Origin of the sequence: Pseudomonas sp. URIL14HWK12:I5 (assembly GCF_900176445.1) — a bacterium.
Taxonomy (GTDB): domain Bacteria; phylum Pseudomonadota; class Gammaproteobacteria; order Pseudomonadales; family Pseudomonadaceae; genus Aquipseudomonas; species Aquipseudomonas monteilii.
The window spans coordinates 74,106-88,185 of sequence record NZ_FWXQ01000011.1; the positions used below are offsets into that span (position 1 = coordinate 74,106).

Below are 14,080 nucleotides of genomic sequence, written 5' to 3' on the forward strand. Positions count from 1 at the left end.
AGGCCCGCATTTTACCCAAGTCGCACCCGCGCACCCGCCTTGGACGACAAAGTGTCATTAAATTTCATCTGTCATTAGCTCGTCATCAGAACAGGCCACCCTATCGGCCTTTCATGACCCGGAGCTTGTTCATGTTGCACGCCGAAAACCAGGACCGCCTTTACCTCGTCGCCCAGAGCGATGAACAACAGGCGCTGATCGATGGTTTTGCCATCAACGTGCAGGACCGCCAATGGCTCGTCTACTGTGCGCTAGGTGGGCATGTGCACGAAGACTTGCCCGAAGTGGATGCCGGAACCGGCTTCAGCCTGCTGGATTTCCACATAGAAGCGGCTTGAACCCGTACAGACAAAAAAACCGCTGCCTGGCACCCAGGCAGCGGTTTCTTTTTATTGCTGAAGGCTTACTGCCCCAGTACCTGCCCGATGGTCGGGTCTTTGAACATACGGGTCAACGCATCGCTCAGCACATCACCCACCAGTTGGGTGTTGGTGTCCTGGTTCGGCGCCATGCCGAAACGCTGGTCCAGCGAAGCACCGTAACGGCCGCTGTAGCTGCGGCCGCCGTTGCGCACGTCGGCACGGAAGGTGGCGCCAATGGTGGCTTCGGTCACGTACAGGTTGTCTTTGGGCGACTGGTATTTCAGCTCGGCCAGGGTCACGGTCAGCTGCGGTGCGTTATAGGCATTTGGCGTCGGGGTGAAGCCGAGCAGGCGCACGGCAGCTTCGGCCTGGGCTTGCAGCTTGGGCACCACGTCGTTACCGCTGACGCTGATGGTGCTGGTTTCGGGGTACATGCCACCACGGGTACCCAGGGACTGCGAAGCCCGGCCGTCAACCACCCGGACCACCACCGGCTGGCCATGGCCGACCGGCGTGAGCTGGGCCTTGAGCGTGGGTTGCGGGTTGAGTTGTTGCGGGCTGTGGGCACAACCGACCAGGCTGAGGCTGGCCACGGCGATCAAACCGAACAACAGACGTTGCAACATGCGCGTTTCTCCAGAAAATGCGGCTAAGGCGCACAGTATACCTAGGCACGCATCGACCAGTCATCGGTCCGGCCCGCTTGTCACAATCGTTTCATGGCCTCGCCCTTATCCTCGCGCCAAGCCCTCACGCAAAGGACTCCTCGTCATGGCCTCGCTCTGGACGCTGCTCTTCCAACGCCCGCGCCACCATGCCTATGCCCGCCTCGATGCCCACGGCAAATGCGTGGCCTTCAAGCAATGCAGCCAGGCACCCAACGGCAGCGACTGGGTCCAGATTGGTGAAACCCGGTTGGCCTGGCTGGGCCACGAACTGCCTGCCGACGCCCGGGTTTGCGCCCGCGCAAGCCGCCGCTGGCACCAGCGCATCCTCGCGGCCTGACAAACGCTGCAATAAAAACCACGAATGGCGACATTTCTGCCCGCGACATCGCTATAATCTCCCCCCGATTATAAGGACGTCTCCTGATCGGGCCCCGCACTCGCCGATTGACCCCGGCAACTTCACCGCTTCGCCCACAGAGAGCCTTCCACTCAGGTCTTGCATCGGCTGTCGTGCCTGCTTTTCCGGCCCTTCACACTGCATGAACCTGCGGGTTGCCATCGCGCAGTCCCCCTTTGAGGTTCACGTCTCCAAAAGAGCGTGAAAAAACGGTTTTCACAACTTCACAAGAGTGTGGCGAGCAAATGAACAGTCTGGCATGTGCAAAAGCGGCAGATGTGTCCCGAACAGCCCTGAACAGGCGGCAAATGCGCTCATCCCGTATGAGTGTCTGAACCGTTCCATAACGCACGCACGACACCTTGACCATAAGTCGAATTGCCGCACCTGTGGCAAACGGCGTTCAATACCCGAACCCGAAGACTGATTGGCGGTGTCCGCGGAAGTTGCAAGAACTGCGAAAAGTCGGACATGGCGACCCTGGCGAACCCAGGTCCTATGCTGTCAATTAGGTAGCTGTAGATTGTGGAGACGCGTTAAATGGCGCAGAACGAATCGGTTGATGTGGTACTGGTAGGCGCGGGCATCATGAGTGCCACCCTGGCCGTACTGCTCAAGGAGCTCGACCCGACCCTGAAGCTTGAGGTCGTCGAGGCGATGGACTCCGGAGCCGCGGAAAGCTCCAACCCCTGGAACAACGCAGGCACCGGCCACGCCGGTCTGTGCGAGCTTAACTACACGCCCCAGGCCGCCGATGGCAGCATCGACATCAAGAAGGCCGTGCACATCAACACCCAGTTCGAGGTTTCGCGCCAGTTCTGGGCTTACCTGAGCAAGAAGGGCAACTTCGGCTCGGCACGTGCGTTCATCAACCCTGTCCCGCACCTGAGCTACGTCGAAGGTGACAAGGGTGTTTCCTTCCTCAAGAAGCGCTTCGAGCTGCTCAAGCAGCACCATGCCTTCGCCGACATGGAATACACCGAAGACAAGGCCGTGATGAACGACTGGATGCCGCTGATGATGCCTGGCCGCCCGGCCGACCAGCACATCGCCGCTACCCGCGTGGCCAAGGGCACCGACGTCAACTTCGGCGCCCTGACCAACAAGCTGCTCAAGCTGCTGGGCGACTCGCAGGACGCACAGGTCAAGTACAGCAAGAAGGTTGTCGGCCTGCGCCGTAACGGCAGCGGCTGGACCGTGAGCATCAAGGACGTCAACAGCGGCGGCAGCCGTGAAGTCGACGCCCGCTTCGTCTTCCTCGGCGCCGGTGGCGCGGCCCTGCCGCTGCTCCAACTGTCGGGCATCCCGGAAGGCAAAGGCTTCGGCGGCTTCCCGGTCAGCGGCCAGTGGCTGCGTTGCGACAACCCGGAAATCGTCAAACAGCACCAGGCCAAGGTCTACAGCCAGGCCGCCGTAGGCGCCCCGCCGATGTCGGTGCCGCACCTGGACACCCGTGTTGTGGACGGCAAGACTTCGCTGCTGTTCGGCCCGTACGCTGGCTTCACCACCAAGTTCCTCAAGCACGGTTCGCTGATGGACCTGCCGCTGTCGGTACGCATGGGCAACATCGGCCCGATGCTGGCCGTGGCCCGCGACAACATGGACCTGACCAAGTACCTGGTCAGCGAAGTGATGCAGTCGATGGAGCAGCGCCTGGAAGCCCTGCGTCGCTTCTACCCGCAGGCCAAGGCCGAAGACTGGCGCCTGGAAGTGGCCGGTCAGCGTGTGCAGATCATCAAGAAAGACCCGAAAAAAGGCGGCGTGCTGCAGTTCGGTACCGAGCTGGTCTCGGCCCAGGACGGCAGCCTGGCCGCACTGCTCGGCGCATCGCCAGGTGCTTCGGTTACCGTGTCGATCATGCTGGAACTGATCGAGCGCTGCTTCCCCGAGCAGGCCAAAGGTGCCTGGGCTGCCAAGCTCAAGGAAATCTTCCCGGCGCGTGAGAAGACGCTGGCGACCGATGCCGCTCTGTACCACAAGATCAGTGCCGACAACGACGTGGCGCTGGACCTGGTGGAAAGCAGCCCGGCAGCCAAGCATTACGCTTAATGCCGGCCTGAAACGAAAAAACGCCCCTCGGGGCGTTTTTTTGTGCCTGGGCCGTTATCAGCCGCGGGCTTTATCGATGATCTCGATGTACTCCGGCGCATTGCGCTGGTCGGCTATCTGCTCGACGAAGGTCTTGCCGTGCTCGTCCTTGCCATCCAGGTCCAGGCCCGCTTCGACGAAGAAGCCGACAAAGCGCTCGAAGTCATCGACGCGCAGGCCACGGTAGGCCTTGACCAGCTTGTGCAGCGACGGCGAGGTCACGCCATCGGCCGGCTCGAACTGAAGGAACGACTTGATGTAGTCGTCGCTGATTTCGTCACCGATTACCTGTTTCTTGTCTTTACGCATTGCCGACTCCAACTGGACCATCACGGAATTTCGAAGGCCGGCAGTGTACCCCTCGCAGGCCGCGTGCCTCAACGCGTACGTACGGTACCGGTGTGCAGGTCGGCCCAGATATGGCCGTTGTTATAGGTCAGAAACTGCACATACAGCGTTTCGTTGCGCAGCAGATCCATGATCACCCGATAGTCGCTGACCGGGTAATTCAGGCTCAGGGTGCGGGTTTTTTCGTCATACACGGGCTTCTTCAGGCTCTTGGCCGCCTCACCGTCGAACGTCAGCAGCACCTGGGCAATGGTCGCGCCCTTGCTCAGCGGCTTGCCTTTCAGGCGCACCTGCAACGACGACGTGATCGGGATCGGCTGCTGATCGGACTGGCGCTGGGCACCCACCACCACGGAGTAGTCGGTCACTTGCAGCAATTGCTGGCCGGTCGGCGCCTCCTGGCGTAAAGACAGGTCGTCAGGTGGCAGGAACTGACTGTGCAGCGGTGCGGCGGCAAGTGGCAGGCTGACTGCCAGCAGGAGGGGAAGAATCGCACGCATGTGAGGCTCCTTGTATGAAGGAGCACTCTAGCATGCCGTGTGCAGGCACTATCAATCGAACTGCGCGCGCATCCAGGCCTGGTACTCGGCGACACCCTCATCGCCTTCACGCGGCGCCCAGTGCGCATGCTCGCCCTCGCCCACGGGTCGGTAAGGCCCGGCCTTGCATTCGAACAGCATGCTGTCGGGCTCCAGCACCACCAACCCATGGTACGTGCCTGGTGGCAGGTCCACTCCCAGGCAGTCGCCGCCCGCCTGCAGCACCCGCTTGGCGGTTACCACGCCCTGCTCATCGAAGATCAGCAGGCCCAGGCGGCCCTTGAGCACGATCAGGGCCTCAGCCTTGTCGTCGCTCAGGTGCCGGTGCGGCGGGATATAGGTATTCGGCTGCAGCCCCACCGCCATGCGGTGGCAAGGCTCTTCCATCTCATGGAAGTTGTGATGCTGCCGCCCGCGCGGGTTGGCGGCCGCCTTTTCGGCCAGCCCGGCGAACAGCGATTGGTCGATGAACGCAGGCTGGCGCATGGTCACAGCCCCTTGACGGCGAAGATGCCGTTGGCGTTGCGCCAGTAGCCTTTGTAGTCCATGCCGTAGCCGAAGATGTAGCGGTCGACGCACGGCAGGCCCACGTAGTTGGCCTTGAGGTCCGGGCTGGCCTTGCGGTCGTGGTCCTTGTCGATCAGTACCGCCGTGTGCACCGAACGCGCGCCGGCATGCTTGCAGAACTCGATGATGGCGCTGAGGGTGTGGCCTTCGTCGAGGATGTCATCGACGATCAGCACGTCACGGTCGATGAACGACACTTCCGGTTTGGCCTTCCAGAACAGCTCACCGCCGCTGGTCTGGTTGCGATAGCGGGTGGCGTGCAGGTACGACGCTTCCAGCGGGAACTGCAGGTGGGTGAGCAGTTTGCCGGCGAAGATCAGGCCGCCGTTCATCACGCAGAACACCACCGGGTTCTTGTCGTGCAGGTCTTTGCAGATCTGCTCGCCGACGTTGGCGATGGCCGCTTCGACTTCGGCTTCGTTGTACAGGCAGTCAGCTTCACGCATGACTTGACGGATATGCTCGAGATCGGCGGACATGGCGCTCTCCGGGGGGTGCATTTTGGAAAAGCGGGCAAAGGTACGCATCCGCTCGTCACAGATCAAGCATTTATGGACTAACGTCCAGAATGACCAGACGACAGCACAGGCTGAATAGATTAATCTAGCGCGGTTTTTTTGCCCGCCTTTCGGAGCCCCCCTATGCCCACTCGTGAGATCCGCCATCCGCTGATCCGCCACAAGCTCGGCCTGATGCGCCGTGCCGATATCAGCACCAAGAATTTTCGCGAACTCGCCCAGGAAGTCGGCGCGCTCCTGACCTACGAAGCCACCCAGGACCTGCCACTGGAAACCTACGAGATCGACGGCTGGTGTGGCAAGGTTCAAGTTGAAAAAATCGCCGGCAAGAAAATCACCGTGGTGCCTATCCTGCGCGCCGGCATCGGCATGCTCGACGGCGTGCTCAGCCTGATCCCGGGCGCCAAGGTGAGCGCCGTCGGCGTTGCCCGCAACGAAGAAACCCTGGAAGCCCACACCTACCTGGAAAAACTCGCGCCGGATATCAACCAGCGCCTGGCCCTGATCATCGACCCGATGCTGGCCACCGGCGGCTCGATGGTCGCCACCATCGACCTGCTGAAAAAGGCCGGCTGCAAAGAGATTCGCGCCATGGTGCTGGTTGCCGCGCCAGAAGGCATCGAAGTGGTGGAAAAAGCCCACCCGGATGTGCAGATCTACACCGCCTCGATCGACCAGCGTCTGAACGAACACGGCTACATCGTGCCGGGCCTGGGCGATGCCGGTGACAAGATCTTCGGCACCAAGCAAAAGGACGCCTGACCATGCAGGACGGCTTCAACGACCCGCTCTGGCGCCAGGTCGTTTCGGGCGCGCAGATGCTCTTCGTGGCATTCGGCGCGCTGGTGCTGATGCCATTGATCACCGGCCTCGACCCGAACGTCGCGCTTTTCACCGCCGGCATCGGCACCCTGCTGTTCCAGCTGGTCACCGGCCGCCAGGTACCGGTGTTCCTGGCCTCCAGCTTTGCCTTCATCACCCCGATCATCCTCGCCAAGGGCCAGTTCGGCCTGGCCGAGACCATGGGCGGCGTGATGGCCGCAGGCTTCGTGTACACCTTCATGGGCCTGATGGTGAAAATCAAAGGCACCGGGTTCATCGACCGCATGCTGCCGCCGGTGGTGATCGGCCCGGTGATCATCTCCATCGGCCTGGCCATGGCACCGATCGCTGCCAACATGGCAATGGGCAAGGCCGGTGATGGCAGCGTGCTGCTGCCGTACAAGACCGCCATGATGATCTCGATGCCGGCGCTGCTCACTACGCTGATCGTCGCCGTGTTCGGTAAAGGCATCTTCCGCCTGGTGCCGATCATTGCGGGCGTGCTGGTAGGCTTTGCCCTGTCGTTCGCCTTTGGCGTGGTCGATACCGCCAAGATCGCCGCTGCACCGTGGCTGGAGATCCCCAACTTCACCGCACCGGCGTTCAACTGGCAGGCCATCCTGTTCATCGTCCCTGTTGCCCTGGCACCGGCGATCGAGCATATCGGTGGGGTAATCGCGGTCGGTAGCGTGACCGGTCGTGACTACCTGAAAAAGCCTGGCCTGCACCGCACCTTGCTGGGTGACGGCCTGGCCACTACCGCAGCCGGCCTGTTCGGCGGCCCGCCCAACACCACCTACGCCGAAGTGACTGGCGCGGTGATGCTGACCAAGAACTACAACCCGAAGATCATGACCTGGGCGGCGGTCTTCGCCATCACCCTGGCGTTCATCGGCAAGTTCGGCGCGCTGCTGCAAAGCATCCCGGTACCGGTGATGGGCGGCATTCTGTGCCTGCTGTTCGGCTCGATCGCGGCAGTGGGCATGAACACCATGATCCGCCACAAGATCGACCTGGCCGAAGCCCGCAACCTGGTGATCGTGTCGGTCACCTTGGTGTTCGGTATCGGCGGCGTGCTGATCGGCAGCGGTGACGGCCCGGATGACTGGGGCCTGAAAGGCATCGCCCTGTGCGCCATCGTGGCGATTGCCCTGAACCTGATCTTGCCGGGCAATGATGGCTGGAAGCACAAGAAGCTGGATGATCAGTTGCCGTGATCCGGCTTTAACCTGATCTGGCCTCTTCGCGGGGTTGCCCGCGAAGAGGCCGGTTCAGGCAACCATCGGATCAGGCTTTTTCGCACATCCCCGCCAACACCCTTACCCACTCAGGGTGATCATTCAGGCACGGCACCAGCACCAGCTCCCGCCCGCCGGCCTCGACAAACTGCTCGCTCCCACGCATGCCGATCTCTTCCAGCGTCTCGATGCAATCGGCCACGAACGCCGGGCACATCACCAACAATTTCTTCACCCCTGCCTTGCCCAGCTCATCCAGCCGCGCCTCGGTATAGGGCTCGATCCACTTGGCCCGCCCCAGCCGCGACTGGAACGACACCGACCACTTGCCATCCGGTATGCCCATCTTCTGCGCAAAGGCCTTGGCCGTGGCCAGGCACTGCCCGCGGTAGCACACCGCACGCATCTCGGCGCTGGCATCCTTGCAGCAGTCGGCTGCCTGGAAATCGTGTTTGCCGGTCGGGTCCAGCTTCTTCAGGTGCCGCTCCGGCAAGCCGTGGAAGCTCAGCAACAGGTGGTCGTAATCCTGCTCCAGGTACGGACGCGCGCTGGCGGCCAGCGCCTCGATATAGTCCGGATGCTCGTAGAACGGTTGCAGCACACGCATCTGCAACGGCAACCGACGTTCGTTGACCGTCTGCCTGGCCAGCTCGACCACAGTGGTCACCGTACTGTCGGCGAACTGTGGATAAAGCGGTGCCAAGGTCACCTTGCGTACACCCTGGGCCGCCAGGCGCTCCAGCACGTCTGGTAGGGCAGGCTGGCCATAGCGCATGGCAATTTCCACCGGGCCGTGGGGCCAGTGTTCGACCATGGCAGCCTGCAGACGACGGGTCAGCACCACCAGCGGCGAGCCCTCCTCCCACCAGATCGAGCCATAGGCATGCGCCGACTGCTCCGGGCGCTTGATCAGGATCAGCGACACCAGTAGCCGCCGCACCGGCCAGGGCAGGTCGATCACGTACGGGTCCATGAGGAACTGGTTGAGGTAACGGCGTACATCGGCCACCGAGGTGGAGGCCGGGGAACCCAGGTTGACCAGCAGCAGGGCGTGATCGGTCATGCAGCATCCTATGTCAGAGGCGGCTGGACAAGTTGTCCAGGGCCGATTGCAGATCGTTGAAGCGGAAGGTGAAGCCAGCCGCCAACAAGCGTACCGGGCGTGCCCGCTGGCCACCCAGCAGCAAGGTCGACAGCTCACCCAGGCCAGCCTTGAGTAGCAGCGCCGGCACCGGCAGCAACGCCGGCCGATGCAAGGTGCGCCCCAGACACCTGGCGAACTCGCGGTTGCGCACCGGTTCCGGGGCGCAGGCATTATAGGGACCGCTGGCATCCTTGTGCCGCAAAAGAAAATCAATCAGGGCGACCTGGTCGTCTATATGGACCCACGGCATCCACTGCCGACCATCGCCCAAAGGCCCGCCCAGCCCCAGCTTGAAGGGCAGGCGCAGCCGCGACAAAAAGCCGCCATCGCTGGCCAGCACCAGCCCGGTTCGCACCAGCACCACGCGGATGCCCTGTGCCTGGGAACGCAGGGCCGTTTCCTCCCAGGCAATGCATAACTGGCTGGCAAAATCTTCGCGCACCGGCGGTGATGCCTCGGTCAGCTCGCGCTCACCACCATCACCGTACCAGCCAACCGCAGAGCCGGAGATCAGCACGTCTGGTCGCTGCTCGCGGGTACCCAGCCAGCTCAGCAACTGCTCGGTCAGGGTAACGCGGCTGGCCCACAGCAGGTTACGCCGGGCCGCCGTCCAAGGCCGGTCCGCAATCGGCGCGCCGGCGAGGTTGATCACCGCATCCAGGTGATCGTCCGCTTCCAGTTGCTCCAGACGGGCAATGCCACGTACACCAGTGCCACACATTTTCGGCACTTGCTCAGGGCGCCGGCTCCACACCGTCAGGCGATGGCCTTGGCCAAGCCAGTGCTGGCAGAGGTGCCTGCCTATCAACCCGGTGCCGCCTGTCAGCAATATATGCATGGCTGTGTCCTCGCAGAATGCGGCGGTGGTCTATTTTTAACATCAAGGCACTTTTTTGACCCGACGCTCTCGGATAAACATAGGCCAACCTGTCCGCCAAAGCGGAATAACCTTATACAGAAATTCTGGATTGTACAGGTTTGCCTGACAGCGTAGTCTGCTTACAGCAAGGTTTGAAGAGGCCATCATGACAGTACCTATCGCCATCATCGGGGCCGGTATCGCCGGCTTGTCAGCTGCCCAGGCCTTGCAGAAGGCGGGGCAATCCGTGCATTTGTTCGACAAAGGCCACGGCAGTGGCGGTCGCATGGCAAGCAAGCGCAGCGAAGCCGGCGCACTCGACCTCGGCGCGCAGTATTTCACCGCCCGTGACCGGCGTTTCGTCGAGCAGGTACAACAGTGGGTCACCGCTGGCTGGGCCGAGCAGTGGAAGCCGCAGCTGTACAACTACCGTGACGGCGAACTCACCCCCTCTCCCGACGAGCAGACGCGCTGGGTGGGCGTGCCCCGCATGAGCGCCATCACCCGTGGCTTGCTCAAGGATGTGACGGTGAACTTCGGCTGTCGCATCACCGAGGTGTTCCGCGGCAAACAGTACTGGCACCTGCAGGACACCGAAGGCTGCAGCCATGGCCCCTACAGCCGCGTGGTGATCGCGGTACCGGCACCGCAGGCCACGCCGCTGCTGGCTGCCACCCCAAAACTGGCTGCCGTGGCCGCTGGTGTGCAGATGGAGCCCACCTGGGCCGTCGCCCTCGCCTTCCAGGCGCCGCTGGATACGCCGATGCAAGGCTGTTTCGTGCAAGACAACCCGCTCGACTGGCTGGCCCGCAACCGCAGCAAACCCGGCCGTGACGAACAACTCGACACCTGGGTGCTGCACGCCACGTCTGACTGGAGCCGGCAACACCTCGACCTGCCCAAGGAAGAAGTGATCGAACAGTTGTGGGGCGAGTTCGCCGAGCTGGTCGGCTGCGTGGTGCCCGCACCTACCTTCGCCCTGGCCCACCGCTGGCTCTATGCACGCCCCAGCAGCAACCACGAATGGGGCGCGCTGGCCGATGCCGACCAAGGCTTGTACGCGTGCGGCGACTGGTGCCTTTCCGGGCGCGTCGAGGGCGCCTGGCTCAGCGGCCAGGAAGCGGCACGGCGACTGCTCGAACACCTGGAATGATGTAGCGCTATACAAAAATAATGGTTTGCATAACTTCAGGGCTGTGCTGGAATAAACCTGTACAAGTTTTTTGTCATGTACAGGTTTACTGGAGACAGCCATGCACGACCCTTTCACCCACAGCAAGCCGCGTATCGCCATCAGCGCCTGCCTGACGGGCCAAAGCGTGCGCTATAACGGCGGCCACAAGGCCTCCGACCTGTGCCTGACGCAGCTGGAACAACATTTCGACTGGCAGCCGGTGTGCCCGGAAGTGGCCATCGGCCTTGGCGTCCCGCGTGACCCTATCCGCCTGGTAGGCAACCCCGAACATCCCGAAGTGGTCGGCACCCGTAACCCCGGCATGGACCTGACCGGCCCGCTGCGCACGTACGGCGAACAAATGGCCGACGAGCTCGACGACATTTGCGGCTACATCTTCATGCAGAAATCACCGTCTTGCGGGCTGGAACGGGTCAAGGTCTACCAGGACAACGGCCACCCGGCCCTCCAGCGAGGACGCGGCGTCTACGCCCAGGCGTTCTGTGTGAAACGCCCGGACCTACCCGTGGAAGAAGAAGGCCGCCTGCACGACGCCGTGCTGCGAGAGAACTTCATCAGCCGCGTGTATGCCTACGCCGACTGGCAGCGCCTGCTGGCCGAAGGCCTTAGCCGTGGCGCGCTGGTGCGCTTCCATTCGCGTTACAAATACCTGGTGATGGCCAACAACCCCCAGGCCTACCGCACCCTCGGGCGCCTGCTGGGTAGCATGAGCCGCGATGACGACCCGCAAAACATCGGCCCGCGCTACTTCAGCCAACTGATGCAGGCCCTGCGTCGCTGCGCCAGCCGCGGAACCCACAGCAACGTGCTGCAGCATCTCTGCGGCTATTTCAAAGACAGCCTGACACAACAGGACAAAGCCGAACTGCAGACGGTCATCGGCCAGTATCAAAAAGGCGTGGTACCGCTGGTGGTGCCACTGACCCTGCTCAAGCACCATTTACGCAACCACCCTGACCCCTACCTGCAGCAGCAAGCGTACCTGCAGCCGCACCCCGAAAACCTGGGCCTGCGCAATGCCGTCTGAAACCTTGTTGCCCATCGGTGAGCTGGCCCGTCGCACCGGCGTCAACCCGGTCACCCTGCGCGCCTGGGAACGCCGATATGGCCTGCTCAAGCCACAGCGCACCGCGAAAGGGCACCGCCTGTACCCGCTGGAACAGGTCGAACGGGTCGAAGCCATCCTTGCCTGGCTGCAGCGGGGGGCCTCGGTCGGGCAGGTCCGCGAGCTGCTCGACAAACCCTCCAGCACTGCGCCCAAAGGCGACTGGCAGGCCCGGCAGCTCCAGCTGATCGAGGCTATCGCCAACCTGTCACAGCGTGCCCTTGACCACCAACTCAACCAGGCAATGGCGCTGTACCCCGCCGTTACCCTGTGCGAACAATTGCTGCTGCCACTGCTCGACCTGCTCGACCTGCGCTGGCGCAATTACTTCAACGCGCAACTGGAGCAGGTGTTTTTCCACAGCTGGCTACGCAGCAAGCTCGGCGCCCGCGTGTACCACGACAACCAGTTGCTGCAGGGCCCGCCCGTATTGCTGGTGGAAGACGGTGAACGTGCTTTCAGCCCCGGTTTATGGCTATGCGCCTGGTTGTTCACCAGCAACGGTTTCCCGGTAGAAGTGCTGGAGCACCCGGTCACCGGCCCGCACCTGCAACGTGCCGTAAGCACGCTTGCCCCGCGTGCCGTGCTTCTGCACCTGGGGCCACGCGTTGATGGCAAAGCACTGCAACGCACCCTGCACAACCTGCCCGTGAAAACCTTGGCCGGCGGTGCGACGCTGGTACTGCATGAAGCGCAGCTGCGTGCCCTCGAGTTGCCAGACCTCGCCCTGTTCGACACCCCTCAAGCGGCTTTACGCTTGCTCCAAGCCCATGACCGCCAGCCTGAAGAGACGCCTGCACCATGCATTTGACCTGGCTGCGCAGTGACCTGCGCATCAATGACAACACTGCGCTCAGCGCCGCCAGTGAACGTGGCCCAACCATCGCCCTGTGGCTGGTCAGCCCCGCTCAGTGGCTGGCCCATGACGACGCTGCCTGCAAAGTCGACTTCTGGCTGCGCAACCTGCGCGACGTGCGCCAGTCGCTGGAAGGCCTGAATATCCCCCTGTTGATCCGCAGCATCGACACTTGGGATCAGGCACCACAGGCCGTGCTTGAGGTATGCCGCCAGCATCGGGTGGCAAGCGTTCACTGGAATGAAGAGTACGGCATCAACGAACAGCGCCGTGACGATGCCACTCGAGCCCTGCTGGAAAAGTCGGGCATTCAGGCACACAGCCACCTCGACCAGCTGTTCTTCCGCCCGGGCACGGTCCTCACTCGCAGCGGCGACTACTTCCAGGTTTTCAGCCAGTTCAAAAAAACCTGTCTGGAGCACCTGCACCGCAGCCTGCCAGCCATGGCTCACCGGGTTAAACAGCAAGCGCCCCTGCAGATCCAGAGCGACCCGATTCCGCAGCATGTGGAGGGTTTTGAAAAGCCCGAGCGCGCCCTGCAAGCACATTGGCCAGCGGGTGAGGCCGAAGCGCAGGGGCGATTGTCTCGCTTTCTCGATGAAACCATTGATGACTACCAGCAACTGCGTGACCTGCCAGCCAAACCCGGCACCAGCCAGCTTTCGGCCTACCTGGCCGCGGGGGTGATCTCGCCGCGCCAGTGCCTGCACGGTGCCCTGGCCAGCAACCGGGGCGAGTTCGACAGCGGCAGCGCCGGCGTGCAAACCTGGATCAACGAGCTGCTGTGGCGCGAGTTCTACAAGCACATCCTGACCGGTTTCCCACAGGTCTCTCGCCACCGCGCCTTCCGCGCGCAAACCGAAGCGTTGCCTTGGCGCGATGCACCGGCAGATCTGGAAGCCTGGGAACAGGGCCGTACGGGTTTCCCGATCATCGACGCCGCCATGCGCCAGTTGTTGCATACTGGGTGGATGCATAACCGCCTGCGCATGGTGGTGGCCATGTTCCTCAGCAAGAACCTGCTGATCGACTGGCGCAAGGGCGAGCGCTACTTCATGCGCCACCTGATAGACGGTGACCTGGCCGCGAACAACGGCGGCTGGCAGTGGAGCGCGTCTACCGGCACCGATGCAGTGCCCTATTTCCGCATCTTCAACCCGATTTCGCAGTCGCAACGTTTCGACCCACAGGGGCGGTTCATTCGGCACTGGCTGCCGGAATTACGTGACCTCGACGATAAAACCATCCATGAGCCCGTGAAACACCGAGATCTTTTTGATAATAATTTGTATCACTGTCCCATGGTGAATCTCAGCAGCAGTCGCCAGCGTGCACTGGAAGCCTTCAAGGGGCTACCACGTCGGCAGAATTAGA

Annotated in this window: 16 protein-coding genes; 9 read left to right on the forward strand and 7 right to left on the reverse strand. The window is 62.4% G+C overall.

What is annotated here, in order from left to right; all coding sequences use genetic code 11:
• Positions 1–131 precede the first annotated feature (131 nt).
• Complete coding sequence (locus B9A31_RS23015) at positions 132–338, forward strand: hypothetical protein (RefSeq protein WP_003247353.1); 207 nt, start codon at positions 132–134, stop codon at positions 336–338.
• Between the two features lie 65 nt (positions 339–403).
• Here the strand turns inward: B9A31_RS23015 and B9A31_RS23020 are convergent, their stop codons facing one another.
• Positions 404–988: a YajG family lipoprotein gene (locus B9A31_RS23020; RefSeq protein WP_016713289.1), complete on the reverse strand. Its 585-nt coding sequence runs from the start codon at positions 986–988 to the stop codon at positions 404–406.
• A 145-nt stretch (positions 989–1,133) separates the two neighbouring features.
• Between B9A31_RS23020 and B9A31_RS23025 the strand changes: the two genes are divergently transcribed.
• Both B9A31_RS23025 and mqo read left to right on the forward strand, forming a co-directional pair.
• Positions 1,134–1,367, forward strand: coding sequence for a hypothetical protein (locus B9A31_RS23025; protein WP_016713290.1), 234 nt, complete (start codon positions 1,134–1,136; stop codon positions 1,365–1,367).
• Between the two features lie 600 nt (positions 1,368–1,967).
• Entirely contained in the window at positions 1,968–3,476 is a 1,509-nt protein-coding gene (gene mqo / locus B9A31_RS23030; protein ID WP_016713291.1) for a malate dehydrogenase (quinone), read from the forward strand.
• Positions 3,477–3,533: 57 nt separating this feature from the next.
• Here mqo and B9A31_RS23035 read toward each other — a convergent pair whose 3' ends face one another.
• The 4 genes from B9A31_RS23035 to B9A31_RS23050 form a co-directional block, all read right to left on the reverse strand.
• On the reverse strand, positions 3,534–3,824 hold the full coding sequence (locus B9A31_RS23035) for a PA4642 family protein (RefSeq protein WP_003247360.1): 291 nt from the start codon (positions 3,822–3,824) through the stop codon (positions 3,534–3,536).
• Between the two features lie 68 nt (positions 3,825–3,892).
• The gene (locus B9A31_RS23040; protein ID WP_019099799.1) at positions 3,893–4,363 is read right to left on the reverse strand and encodes a hypothetical protein; all 471 of its coding nucleotides are present in this window, start codon (positions 4,361–4,363) and stop codon (positions 3,893–3,895) included.
• 51 nt (positions 4,364–4,414) lie between these two features.
• Positions 4,415–4,888, reverse strand: a complete 474-nt coding sequence (locus tag B9A31_RS23045) for a WbuC family cupin fold metalloprotein (protein WP_027615755.1) — start codon at positions 4,886–4,888, stop codon at positions 4,415–4,417.
• Between the two features lie 2 nt (positions 4,889–4,890).
• Positions 4,891–5,448, reverse strand: a complete 558-nt coding sequence (locus B9A31_RS23050) for a hypoxanthine-guanine phosphoribosyltransferase (protein WP_019099801.1) — start codon at positions 5,446–5,448, stop codon at positions 4,891–4,893.
• Positions 5,449–5,610: 162 nt separating this feature from the next.
• Between B9A31_RS23050 and upp the strand changes: the two genes are divergently transcribed.
• The gene (upp, locus tag B9A31_RS23055) at positions 5,611–6,249 is read left to right on the forward strand and encodes a uracil phosphoribosyltransferase (protein ID WP_011532223.1); all 639 of its coding nucleotides are present in this window, start codon (positions 5,611–5,613) and stop codon (positions 6,247–6,249) included.
• A gap of 2 nt (positions 6,250–6,251) precedes the next feature.
• On the forward strand, positions 6,252–7,526 hold the full coding sequence (locus B9A31_RS23060; protein ID WP_016713295.1) for a uracil-xanthine permease family protein: 1,275 nt from the start codon (positions 6,252–6,254) through the stop codon (positions 7,524–7,526).
• A gap of 70 nt (positions 7,527–7,596) precedes the next feature.
• On the opposite strand, the gene hemH is transcribed toward B9A31_RS23060, so the two are convergent.
• Complete coding sequence (hemH, locus tag B9A31_RS23065) at positions 7,597–8,610, reverse strand: ferrochelatase (protein ID WP_016713296.1); 1,014 nt, start codon at positions 8,608–8,610, stop codon at positions 7,597–7,599.
• Between the two features lie 13 nt (positions 8,611–8,623).
• Positions 8,624–9,529 carry a TIGR01777 family oxidoreductase gene (locus B9A31_RS23070; RefSeq protein ID WP_027609754.1) on the reverse strand — a complete coding sequence of 302 codons (906 nt, stop codon included), beginning with the start codon at positions 9,527–9,529 and terminating at the stop codon, positions 8,624–8,626.
• A 187-nt stretch (positions 9,530–9,716) separates the two neighbouring features.
• Between B9A31_RS23070 and B9A31_RS23075 the strand changes: the two genes are divergently transcribed.
• The 4 genes from B9A31_RS23075 (at position 9,717) to phrB (ending at position 14,079) form a co-directional block, all read left to right on the forward strand.
• Positions 9,717–10,703 carry an NAD(P)/FAD-dependent oxidoreductase gene (locus B9A31_RS23075; protein ID WP_027609755.1) on the forward strand — a complete coding sequence of 329 codons (987 nt, stop codon included), beginning with the start codon at positions 9,717–9,719 and terminating at the stop codon, positions 10,701–10,703.
• Between the two features lie 100 nt (positions 10,704–10,803).
• On the forward strand, positions 10,804–11,772 hold the full coding sequence (locus B9A31_RS23080) for a YbgA family protein (protein WP_019099803.1): 969 nt from the start codon (positions 10,804–10,806) through the stop codon (positions 11,770–11,772).
• Positions 11,762–12,661 carry a MerR family transcriptional regulator gene (locus B9A31_RS23085; RefSeq protein WP_084297402.1) on the forward strand — a complete coding sequence of 300 codons (900 nt, stop codon included), beginning with the start codon at positions 11,762–11,764 and terminating at the stop codon, positions 12,659–12,661. The genes B9A31_RS23080 and B9A31_RS23085 overlap by 11 nt, the downstream gene beginning before the upstream one ends.
• Positions 12,652–14,079: a deoxyribodipyrimidine photo-lyase gene (phrB, locus tag B9A31_RS23090; protein WP_027609757.1), complete on the forward strand. Its 1,428-nt coding sequence runs from the start codon at positions 12,652–12,654 to the stop codon at positions 14,077–14,079. The genes B9A31_RS23085 and phrB overlap by 10 nt, the downstream gene beginning before the upstream one ends.
• Position 14,080 lies beyond the last annotated feature (1 nt).

Bases quoted from the DNA above. Each gene is read 5' to 3' on its own strand.
- B9A31_RS23020 (WP_016713289.1), bottom strand. From the start codon at position 988: ATGTTGCAACGTCTGTTGTTCGGTTTGATCGCCGTGGCCAGCCTCAGC.
- B9A31_RS23050 (WP_019099801.1), bottom strand. From the start codon at position 5,448: ATGTCCGCCGATCTCGAGCATATCCGTCAAGTCATGCGTGAAGCTGAC.
- phrB (WP_027609757.1), top strand. From the start codon at position 12,652: ATGCATTTGACCTGGCTGCGCAGTGACCTGCGCATCAATGACAACACT.
- B9A31_RS23040 (WP_019099799.1), bottom strand. From the start codon at position 4,363: ATGCGTGCGATTCTTCCCCTCCTGCTGGCAGTCAGCCTGCCACTTGCC.
- B9A31_RS23045 (WP_027615755.1), bottom strand. From the start codon at position 4,888: ATGCGCCAGCCTGCGTTCATCGACCAATCGCTGTTCGCCGGGCTGGCC.
- hemH (WP_016713296.1), bottom strand. From the start codon at position 8,610: ATGACCGATCACGCCCTGCTGCTGGTCAACCTGGGTTCCCCGGCCTCC.
- B9A31_RS23015 (WP_003247353.1), top strand. From the start codon at position 132: ATGTTGCACGCCGAAAACCAGGACCGCCTTTACCTCGTCGCCCAGAGC.
- B9A31_RS23080 (WP_019099803.1), top strand. From the start codon at position 10,804: ATGCACGACCCTTTCACCCACAGCAAGCCGCGTATCGCCATCAGCGCC.
- B9A31_RS23035 (WP_003247360.1), bottom strand. From the start codon at position 3,824: ATGCGTAAAGACAAGAAACAGGTAATCGGTGACGAAATCAGCGACGAC.
- upp (WP_011532223.1), top strand. From the start codon at position 5,611: ATGCCCACTCGTGAGATCCGCCATCCGCTGATCCGCCACAAGCTCGGC.
- B9A31_RS23060 (WP_016713295.1), top strand. From the start codon at position 6,252: ATGCAGGACGGCTTCAACGACCCGCTCTGGCGCCAGGTCGTTTCGGGC.
- B9A31_RS23025 (WP_016713290.1), top strand. From the start codon at position 1,134: ATGGCCTCGCTCTGGACGCTGCTCTTCCAACGCCCGCGCCACCATGCC.
- B9A31_RS23070 (WP_027609754.1), bottom strand. From the start codon at position 9,529: ATGCATATATTGCTGACAGGCGGCACCGGGTTGATAGGCAGGCACCTC.
- B9A31_RS23075 (WP_027609755.1), top strand. From the start codon at position 9,717: ATGACAGTACCTATCGCCATCATCGGGGCCGGTATCGCCGGCTTGTCA.
- B9A31_RS23085 (WP_084297402.1), top strand. From the start codon at position 11,762: ATGCCGTCTGAAACCTTGTTGCCCATCGGTGAGCTGGCCCGTCGCACC.
- mqo (WP_016713291.1), top strand. From the start codon at position 1,968: ATGGCGCAGAACGAATCGGTTGATGTGGTACTGGTAGGCGCGGGCATC.